The organism is Mesocryomonas fontinalis (assembly GCF_055730125.2).
Genome location: NZ_JBUZWG020000002.1, coordinates 611,741 through 621,299, shown reverse-complemented (window position 1 = coordinate 621,299; position 9,559 = coordinate 611,741). Strand labels below are relative to the sequence as shown.

Here is a 9,559-nt window from a genome sequence, read left to right as displayed (position 1 = left end):
CTGGCGGGTCGGGCAGCGGAGCAGATAGTTCTGGGCTCGGTCTCGGCCGGTGCCGGTGGGGCCGATACTTCGGATCTTGCCCGTGCGACCTCGTGGTTGGTGCAGCTCGAAACCCGCTTGGGCCTTGGCAGCCGTCTGTCGTTCGGCCAACAAGCAGATGGCGACAACGTCGAGGTGAGGATAAGGCGTCTCTATGCGGAAGCCCTGATGCTGGTTTCCCTGCATCGTCAGGCTGTCGTCGCTCTGGCGGATCTCGCGTTGGAGCGACGTGTGCTGGGGCGAGATGCACTTCGCGACTTTGCAGCAGCGCATCTCACTGGACGCGCATAACTCACTCCGAGGGCCTCGTTTCATTTACGAGGCCCTTGGGCGTGAGACAGACTAGTATGCTCTCCGTAGTCAAAGCCTGGACTGGTGTCGCATTGATTCCACAGCAGACACCAAGCTACCGGTGACTTTCGGAGTGTCCCATCTGCTCCAGAACGGAATTGTGGCGCTTCGTGGAACGCAGGCAGGCTTATCCAGCTTAATACGTGTTGGCAAAAGTATCGCGTCACCAACGATAACTGCTTCTCCGACATCAAGTGTGGGAAGTATTTCCACCAAACTTTCGAGGCTTTCCGGTAGAAGCTGCCGAACAACGTTTTGGTCAACTTTATTCGCGAGACGCAGGCTGATTATATTGCTGCATTGGCTTAGGATTGTGCTGCTGACATCAGACGGACGCTGGCTCACGACCATTAGGCTTACGCCATATTTTCTACCCTCTTTCGCGATGCGTTCGAAGTTTTCAAGTGCGCGGCGCTCAAGCGGTCCAACTTCAGACTGGTGGCTCGGGAGATACAAATGCGCCTCATCGCATATCAATGCGATCGGATGCCGGTCATCGCCGTCGGGACCAGGAGCGCTCCAAAACTGAATTTGGTATACGAGTCTAGCAACAATTCCTACTACAACGGGCAATATGTCTGATGGAACTTCTGAGAAGTCGATAATCTTTATTCCAGAATTAACGTTATCTACTATCGATCCATAACCCAGTAGTTTTTCTGCCAGACGGTGCAGCGACTCATAATCATCATAATCAGCAGGAGGCTGATACATAAAGGCGTAACGGCGATCATTGAACTTAGTTCTCATGCGTATCAACAACCTAGAGAGCTTGCCATTCAATGGGCCTTTTTCCATTTTGGCCAAACCTTTTCTCGGCCCTGAGCCAAGAATTTCTCCAGTATCTATTTCTTCGTCGTTCTTGGCTTCTAGAGACGCAATTAAGTCTTTAAGGAGGAACGGGACAGGAGCATCAACGGTGAAGCCCTCGAGTAAATCCTTCTTGTCAAATGCATCGATGGCATTCTTTTTGAGTTGGATTACCGACTCCATCAACGCAAGTGCCTGATTGGGTGCGTTGTCTCCTGATCGGTCTATGAATAGCGCCTGCATTTCTTCATATGTAAGCAACCAGAATGGGAGAAACAAAGAATGATCATTCGGCGCCTTAAGATCAGATATGCCGGCTATCCGGAAATGACGGGCGAAATCCATGCTGGAATATTCGCCATGAAGATCTAATACGATAGCATTCGCATTTGGGAGTTTCGCCGCCTGCTCAAGAATGGATGCTACCGCGTAGGACTTTCCAGATCCTGTACTGCCTAGAAGAGCCATATGTCTCTGGAATAGTTTGTCACCGTCAACATATGCAACAGCTCTTTCATCAAGAGTGTATCTCCCCACTTTGAGTGGAGTTTTGGAGCCAGTCTTAGTGGAATTACTCAGAATTCCCATAAAGTTCTCAAGAGACCGCTCGTCCAACGGATAAACGGGGCGATTGATTTCAGGAAGGGAAAAAATTGCACGGGAGAAAACGTCTCGACGTAAACCGTCCCGCTCACGGTAAGTCCCAACGAGACTGATCGTCACGCCGTTTTCCTCGACCGGAACTTCTGGAACAGTATCACCCTCCGCAACGCTTTCGAGTTTTTCTACCTCGATCGCATGTCGCCATACCCTCTCGATTATACCAATGAGCCATTCGTCACCCACCGCCTGTATGGCCACCAAGCGACCGACCCTAGCCTTCTGGAGTCTGTTAGAGTCCGTGACACGAACCACTATTTTTGAACTCTCAACGCTGCGAACTTCGCCGACGGAGTTCTCTTCTGTGAAGGAAAAAATGGCCATAACAGTTACTCCAGGATCGTTCTGAGAAAACTATCGAGTTCCCAAATTGGTTCATCGGTAGGGTAAACTATCCCATCAACGTGGCATGACGCGCCATTCGGATGTGAATTTATCGCTATAATATGCGGAAACTCAGAAATAAGTGAATTTATCTTGTCCGTAAAGGTGCGAGTGAGAATTAGCATTGGCATTCTAACGCGTAGGCGTTCCTTGATAGCGCCTTGCAAATGACTATCGTTAAAACCAAATCCTAGACACATCATTCCCGATGCATTGCGAATGGAATTATTCATTTCGGTACGTACAGTGTCGAACAGAGTTGTCACGAGAGCATCTTCGTATTTGGATGGCCCAGGTATCACTATGGCTCTAGTAGAGGTATTGTGGCTGTTTAGAATCTCGACCGGACCTTGATTTGTTGGGTGCCAAGATATTGAACCGTGTGGTTTTATTACTCTTACATTAGCCATGCGGCGGTAGTGAAGTTGTAGAACTTTGTTACCCGGGATATTTTCAGATCTGTAAAATGTTCGATAGATATTATTATTTCTGTAGTGTCGATGTCGGTGCCCGTCAAAACCTGTATCGATAGGAAGACGTGCCAGATCACAAAATAACTCTAGCAATGTATCATAATTAGTAGTGATTACGGGGGCGCATTCAGTGTTTTGAGGAATTCCATCAAATAGTCGTCGCAACAGTCTTGCGGGAGCCATACTATGAGCATGCGCGTTGCTTGATATAATCTGTTCCGCTTTGACCGTCTCTTCAATTATATAAGACGATATAAGTCGGCGAATGTCGGCTATAAGCTCTTCACGCGCAGGAGCGCCGCTCGGTATTTGATTCAAGCCATGTTCGAAATCTGTATGTATTTTTGTTTTGTGCTCATCCCAAAGGGCATTCGCATCTTTTGACAATGTAGCCGAGGTGACATTGTTTAGAAGATATTGTGCGATCGCTCCCATTCCAGGCAGTCCGAATCCGCAGGAAAATCCACTTCCGACTAGAAGAACCGGTGATGGCCTGAAGAGGTCTTGTATCTGCTTATGAACCCCATCAGGTATCACTTCACTCTCCTGATTCGCCTTGTAACCCAAGGTAGCATGCCGACTGCGAGCGCATGCCATGCATAAAAGGCCCCGTGGGTTACACGGGGCCTTTTCGATTTTCGTAGCGTCCAACTTTAACGAAAAGTGAGGACTATGTGACGTTCGGACAAACTGTGTGTCGCGTCACAACCCATCAACGCCTCTTTTCCTCAGCTGCAGCCGCTCGTGGCGCCGCAGGTGTCGCACTTCAGGCAGGTGCCGTTGCGGACCATGGTGAAGTTGGCGCATTCCGAGCAGCTTTCGCCGGTGTAGCCCTTCATCAGGGCCTGGGCGCGGCGTTCGTTGGCGCTCGGGCCCGGGGCCTGCTCGACCTTGGCGGTCTCGCGCTCGGAGGCCTTGAAGGCCAGCGGGCTGTCGAAGATGCCCTGGGCCGGCGAGATGTCGGCGATCGGCGCGGGCTCGGAGACCGGGGCCGCCTCGTACTCGCGCTTCAGCGCCGTCGCCTGGTTGCCGCCGCCGAAGCTGGTCGGGCCGCGGCTGGCGAGCTGCGTTACCGCCGCGCCGGCTGTGGCGACCGCCGGGCTGCGGGGGGCTGCGGCGGGCGTTGCGCCCTTCAGCGTCGTCGCCGGCGTGGCGCGGCCGTCCGTGCCGGTGCCGAGGGTGCCCGCCGGATCGGACGAAACGAGCCGGAACTTCGCCGTCTGGCCGCGCACCATGCCGTGGCTGACCGGGGAGGGCTTGTCGGCCTCGACGCCGCGACCGATCGTCGAGGTGCCGAAATCCTCCGGCTGGACATGGGCGAGGTCGTGCCGGCCGAGATAGGAGACGGCGAGCTCGCGGAACACGTAGTCGAGGATCGACGTCGCGTTCTTGATCGCCTCATTGCCCTGGACGATGCCGGCCGGCTCGAAGCGGGTGAAGGTGAAGGCCTCCACATACTCCTCCAGCGGCACGCCGAACTGCAGGCCGAGCGAGATGGCGATGGCGAAGTTGTTCATCATCGCGCGGAAGGCGGCGCCTTCCTTGTGCATGTCGATGAAGATCTCGCCGATGCGGCCGTCGTCGTATTCGCCGGTGCGCAGGTACACCTTGTGGCCGCCGACGATCGCCTTCTGGGTGTAGCCCTTGCGGCGGTTCGGCAGCTTCTCGCGATCGCGGATCACCTTCTCGACGATGCGCTCGACGATGCGCTCGGCAACTTCGGCGGCGCGCGCCGTCGCCGGCTGGGCGATCAGCATCTCGGTCGCCTCGGCGACGAGATCGTCCTCGTCGTCATGCTCGTCGGCGATCAGCGACGCGTTGAGCGGCTGCGACAGCTTCGAGCCGTCGCGGTAGAGCGCGTTGGCCTTCAGCGCGAGCTTCCACGACAGCATGTAGGCGGCGTTGCAGTCCTCGACCGTCGCGTCGTTCGGCATGTTGATGGTCTTGGAGATCGCACCGGAGATGAAGGGCTGCGAGGCCGCCATCATCCGGATGTGGCTCTCGACCGAGAGGTAGCGCTTGCCGATCCGGCCGCAGGGGGTGGCGCAGTCGAACACCGGCAGGTGCTGGTCCTTGAGGAACGGTGCGCCTTCCAGCGTCATCGCGCCGCAGATGTGGACGTTGGCGGCGTCGATGTCGGCGCGGGAGAAGCCGAGGAAGGGCAGGATCTCGAACGAGAAGTCGGCGAGCTGCGCGTCCGTCAGCCCCAGCGTCTTGCGGCAGAAGTCTTCGCCCAGCGTCCACTTGTTGAAGGCGAACTTGATGTCGAAGGCCGCCTTCAGCGCGGTGTTCAGCGCCTCGATCTCGGCCTCGCCAAAGCCCTTGGCGCGCAGCGAGCCGGGGTTGATGGCAGGCGCCTGGTTGAGGTTGCCGTGGCCGACCGCATAGGCCTCCATCTCGCCGATCTGCGCCTCGGTGTAGCCGAGCGAGCGCAGCGCGGCGGGCACCGCATTGTTGATGATCTTGAAGTAGCCGCCGCCGGCCAGCTTCTTGAACTTCACCAGCGCGAAGTCGGGCTCGATGCCGGTGGTGTCGCAGTCCATCACGAGACCGATCGTGCCGGTCGGCGCGACGACGGAAACCTGGGCGTTGCGGTAGCCGTGTGCGGTGCCGAGCGAGACGGCCTTGGTCCAGCACGCCTTGGCACGGGCCGACAGACGCTTGTCCTTCAGCGCGGCATGGTCGAGCGGAACCGGGTCGACCGAGAGGTTCTCGTAGCCGTTGGCGATGCCTTGGGCGGCGCGGGCATGGTTGCGCATGACGCGCTGCATGTGGTCGGCGTTTGCCGCATAGTCCGGGAACGGCCCGAGCTTCTCGGCCATCTCGGCCGAGGTCGCATAGGCGACGCCCGTCATCAGCGCCGAGACGGCACCGCAGATCGCGCGGCCTTCGGCCGAGTCGTAGGGAATGCCCGAGGTCATCAGGAAGCCGCCGATATTGGCGAAGCCGAGGCCGAGCGTGCGGTAGTCGTAAGAACGCTGGGCGATTTCCTTCGACGGGAACTGCGCCATCAGGACGGAGACCTCGAGCACCACGGTCCAGAGACGCGTGGCGTGCTCGAAGGCTTCGGTGTCGAGCGTGCCCGACGCTTCTCGGAACTGGATGAGGTTCAGCGAGGCGAGGTTGCAGGCGGTGTCGTCGAGGAACATGTACTCCGAGCACGGGTTCGACGCGATGATCTCGCCGGCGGCCGGGCAGGTGTGCCAGTCGTTGATCGTGGTGTGGAACTGGATGCCGGGATCGGCCGAGGCCCAGGCGGCATAGCCGACACGCTCCCAGAGGTCGCGGGCCTGCAGCGTCTTGACGACGCGGCCGTCCTTGCGGGCCGTGAGGTTCCAGGTGCCGTCATCTTCCACCGCGCGCAGGAAATCGTCGGTGACGCGGACGGAGTTGTTGGAATTCTGGCCGGCGACGGTGAGGTAGGCTTCCGAGTCCCAGTCGGTGTCGTAGACCGGGAAGTCGATGTCGGTGTAGCCCTGGCGCGCGAACTGGATGACGCGCTTGATGTAGTTCTCGGGAACCTGGGACTTCTTGGCGTCCTTGACGGCGCGCTTCAACGCCGGGTTCTTCATTGGCTCGAAGCAGTCGCCCTCAGGTCCCTCGCAGTTGACGCAGGCGGCGAGGATGATCTTCAGGTGCTTGGAGATGGTGCGCGAGCCGGTGACGAGGGCGGCGACCTTCTCCTCCTCCTTCACCTTCCACGAGATGTAGGCCTCGATGTCGGGGTGGTCGATGTCGACGACGACCATCTTGGCCGCACGGCGCGTGGTGCCGCCAGACTTGATCGCGCCCGCCGCGCGGTCGCCGATCTTCAGAAAACTCATCAGGCCGGACGACTTGCCGCCGCCCGACAGTTTCTCGCCTTCGCCGCGCAGGCGCGAGAAGTTGGAGCCGGTGCCCGAGCCGTACTTGAACAGGCGGGCTTCGCGGACCCAGAGATCCATGATGCCGCCGTCGTTGACAAGGTCGTCGGCGACGGACTGGATGAAGCAGGCATGCGGCTGCGGATGCTCATAGGCCGAGGCCGAGCGGGTGAGCTGACCGGTGATGTAGTCGACGTAGAAGTGGCCCTGGCCGGGGCCGTCGATGCCATAGGCCCAGTGCAGGCCGGTGTTGAACCATTGCGGCGAGTTCGGCGCGACCTTCTGGGTCGCCAGCATGAAGGCGAGCTCGTCGTTGAAGGCGCGGGCGTCCTCTTCGGTGGCGAAGTAGCCGCCCTTCCAGCCCCAATAGGTCCAGGTGCCGGCGAGGCGATCGAAGACCTGCCGCGCATCCATTTCCGAGCCGTAGCGCTCGCCCTCGGGCATCGCGTCGAGCGCGGCGTGGTCGGGGACCGAGCGCCACAGCCAGGACGGGACGCTGTTTTCCTCGACGCGCTTCAGCCTGGCGGGGATGCCGGCCTTGCGGAAGTACTTCTGGGCGAGGATGTCGCTCGCGACCTGGCTGAACTGCGCGGGGACGTCGATGCCCTCCAGCCGGAAGACCACGGAGCCATCGGGGTTGCGGATCTCGCTGGTCGCTTTGCGGAAGGCGATGCCGGCATAGGCGCCTTCGCCGGCCTTGGTGTAGCGACGCTCGATCTTCATGCCCATAGGACTGTCCTTGACTGGATGCAGGACGCCAAACGACAGACGCAGATGAGCGCCGCCGGTGTGACGGTGGTAGAATGGCGAGCCGGCTGAGCCGGCGGCTATGTGGTGTGTGCCGGGGTAGGCGACACTAGATATAGTAGATCAGCGCCGGTTAATCGAATCCTTTTCCGACGAGAAAATCGATGTTTTCGCGTCGGAGCGCATTTCTGCAACGGTGATATGGCACCGAGAAAACCTGCTGGAACGCAGCGTAAAGTGTGTCGAAACCCTTATCGCGCGGGCCGGCGGCACCGTTAAGAAGACGCTAAGGCGTCTTCACGGGGTGGGTCAAGGAAAGGTCGCGGGCCGCACGGATTGCGCTCATCACGTTCTCGGCGGGGTGTGGATAACGGGCAGAACCCGAATCGCGACTCGCCAATGCTTTCCCCGGCTGGGCCGGCCTCCGCCCTTGAAATGGCAAGTCCTTCGCCGAGATTGTCGGTTGACCGGCCTCTGTATTTCGCGCCTTTGCCGCTGAGACAGACCGTCTTCCCCGGGAAGCGATGGCCAGACTTGTTGTTGATGCGGTGCGCCGACCCGAGGAAATGCTCATGACCGAAATTGCCGACGCCCATTACGGTGCCGTCGACCTTCTCGATACGCCGCCGGAAGTTGCTTTCGATCGAATCACCCGGCTGATCGGCAAACTTCTCGGCGTCCCAGTGGCCCTTGTCAGCATTCTCGATGCCGACCGTCAGTTCTTCAAGAGTGCGGTCGGGCTCCCCGATCCCTGGCAGGAGAGGCGGGAGACGCCGCTGACGCACTCCTTCTGTCAGCACGTCGTCGCCACCAAGAAGCCGCTGGTCGTCGATGCCGCGCGCGAGCATCCGCTGGTGCGCAACAACCTGGCGATCCCCGACCTCGGGGTCGAAGCCTATCTCGGCGTGCCGATCCATGCGCCGGACGGCTCGGTGATCGGCTCGCTCTGCGCCATCGATCGCCATCCGCGCGGCTGGACTGCCGAGGAAACGGCGACGATGACCGATCTCGTCGACATCCTGGAGACCGAGCTTGCGCTGCGCGCCGAGATCCGGCGTCGCGAGGTCGCCGAGGCGGCGAAGCTCCTGCTGATGCGGGAGATGGAGCACCGGGTGAAGAACAGCTTTGCTAAAGTGCAGGCGATCGTCAGCCTGTCCATGCGCCATGGCCGCGACCTGAAGGCGGTTCGCCATGCCGTGACGCAGCGGATCGCGTCGCTGGCGAAGACACAGTCGCTGTTCGTCGAGGCCACCGGCCGTACCACTTCGCTCATCGCCGTGCTGCGCAACGAGTTGATGCCCTACGAGGAGGCGGGCAGGCTGAAACTGCTCGGCGCGCCCGTGGAACTGGTGGAGGAACAGGCGATCCTCATCGCCATGGTGGTGCACGAGCTCAGCACCAATGCCGCCAAATACGGCGCGATCGTCAACGGCGGCCGGATCGCCATCCACTGGTCGGAGCGGCTGGAGGACGGCGAAAGACGCTTGCGGCTGGAATGGACCGAAACCGGCGCGGCAATCGATGACGAGCCCGCCGCGGACGGTTTTGGCGCGACGCTGCTCGATGCCTTGATTGTCCGGCAGCACAAGGGCCGGATCGATCGCGAATGGCGTCCGACGGGGCTGCACCTCGTGGCGGACTTCGAGTTGAGCCCGGCGCCCGACGGCCCCTGAGCCGAGGAGCGGGCCTCGCCGCTCCAGCGCGTTTCAGCCGGCGGTGCCCTTGGCGATTGGTGCCTGGAAGGTCAGGCCGAGGTCCCACGGGAAGAAGATCCAGGTATCCTGCGACACCTCGGTGATGAAGGTATCGACCAGCGGTCGGCCCTTCGGCTTGGCATAGACCGTGGCGAAGTGCGCCTTGGGCAGCATGGCGCGCACCAGCGCCGCGGTGCGGCCGGTATCGGTGAGATCGTCGACGATGAGGATGCCTTCGCCATCGTCCTCGAGCAGCACCGGGCTGATCTCCTTCAGGACCTTCAGCTCGCCCTGCTCGGAATACTCGTGATAGGACGCGATGCAGACCGTCTCGATCATCCGCGTGCCGAGCTCGCGGGCGATGATCGCCGCGGGCACGAGGCCGCCGCGGGTGATGCAGACGATCGCCTTCCATTCCGGCCGTATCCCGGCGAGGCGCCAGGCGAGCGCCCGCGCATCACGGTGGAACTGGTCCCAGGAAACCGGGAAGGATTTTTCAGGGTTCGGCATCGGGGTCTCCAGGCGGGGAGGGCATATC

6 protein-coding genes are annotated in these 9,559 nt (G+C 60.0%); 2 read left to right on the top strand and 4 right to left on the bottom strand.

What is annotated here, in order from left to right; genetic code table 11:
* A partial coding sequence (locus tag ACZL02_RS08105) for a M41 family metallopeptidase (RefSeq protein WP_472938081.1) occupies window positions 1-330 on the top strand: 330 nt, incomplete at its 5' end.
* A 69-nt stretch (window positions 331-399) separates the two neighbouring features.
* Here the strand turns inward: ACZL02_RS08105 and ACZL02_RS08100 are convergent.
* From ACZL02_RS08100 to ACZL02_RS08090, 3 genes are all read right to left on the bottom strand, one after another.
* Window positions 400-2,184 (bottom strand): ATP-binding protein, encoded by a 1,785-nt coding sequence (locus tag ACZL02_RS08100; protein ID WP_472938080.1) that lies wholly within the window; start codon window positions 2,182-2,184, stop codon window positions 400-402.
* A 5-nt stretch (window positions 2,185-2,189) separates the two neighbouring features.
* Window positions 2,190-3,152 (bottom strand): SIR2 family protein, encoded by a 963-nt coding sequence (locus ACZL02_RS08095; protein WP_472938079.1) that lies wholly within the window; start codon window positions 3,150-3,152, stop codon window positions 2,190-2,192.
* Between the two features lie 293 nt (window positions 3,153-3,445).
* Window positions 3,446-7,303 carry a vitamin B12-dependent ribonucleotide reductase gene (locus tag ACZL02_RS08090; protein ID WP_472938155.1) on the bottom strand — a complete coding sequence of 1,286 codons (3,858 nt, stop codon included), beginning with the start codon at window positions 7,301-7,303 and terminating at the stop codon, window positions 3,446-3,448.
* Window positions 7,304-7,899: 596 nt separating this feature from the next.
* Between ACZL02_RS08090 and ACZL02_RS08085 the strand changes: the two genes are divergently transcribed.
* A complete protein-coding gene (locus ACZL02_RS08085; protein ID WP_472938078.1) occupies window positions 7,900-9,000 on the top strand; it encodes a sensor histidine kinase in 1,101 nt (366 codons plus the stop codon).
* A gap of 33 nt (window positions 9,001-9,033) precedes the next feature.
* On the opposite strand, the gene gpt is transcribed toward ACZL02_RS08085, so the two are convergent.
* The gene (gene gpt, locus ACZL02_RS08080; RefSeq protein ID WP_472938077.1) at window positions 9,034-9,531 is read right to left on the bottom strand and encodes a xanthine phosphoribosyltransferase; all 498 of its coding nucleotides are present in this window, start codon (window positions 9,529-9,531) and stop codon (window positions 9,034-9,036) included.
* Window positions 9,532-9,559: the final 28 nt, after the last annotated feature.

What these genes read in the sequence shown, in the direction of transcription:
- ACZL02_RS08090 (WP_472938155.1), bottom strand. Translation starts at nt 7,303, where the DNA reads ATGAAGATCGAGCGTCGCTACACCAAGGCCGGCGAAGGCGCCTATGCC.
- ACZL02_RS08085 (WP_472938078.1), top strand. Translation starts at nt 7,900, where the DNA reads ATGACCGAAATTGCCGACGCCCATTACGGTGCCGTCGACCTTCTCGAT.
- gpt (WP_472938077.1), bottom strand. Translation starts at nt 9,531, where the DNA reads ATGCCGAACCCTGAAAAATCCTTCCCGGTTTCCTGGGACCAGTTCCAC.
- ACZL02_RS08095 (WP_472938079.1), bottom strand. Translation starts at nt 3,152, where the DNA reads ATGGGAGCGATCGCACAATATCTTCTAAACAATGTCACCTCGGCTACA.
- ACZL02_RS08100 (WP_472938080.1), bottom strand. Translation starts at nt 2,184, where the DNA reads ATGGCCATTTTTTCCTTCACAGAAGAGAACTCCGTCGGCGAAGTTCGC.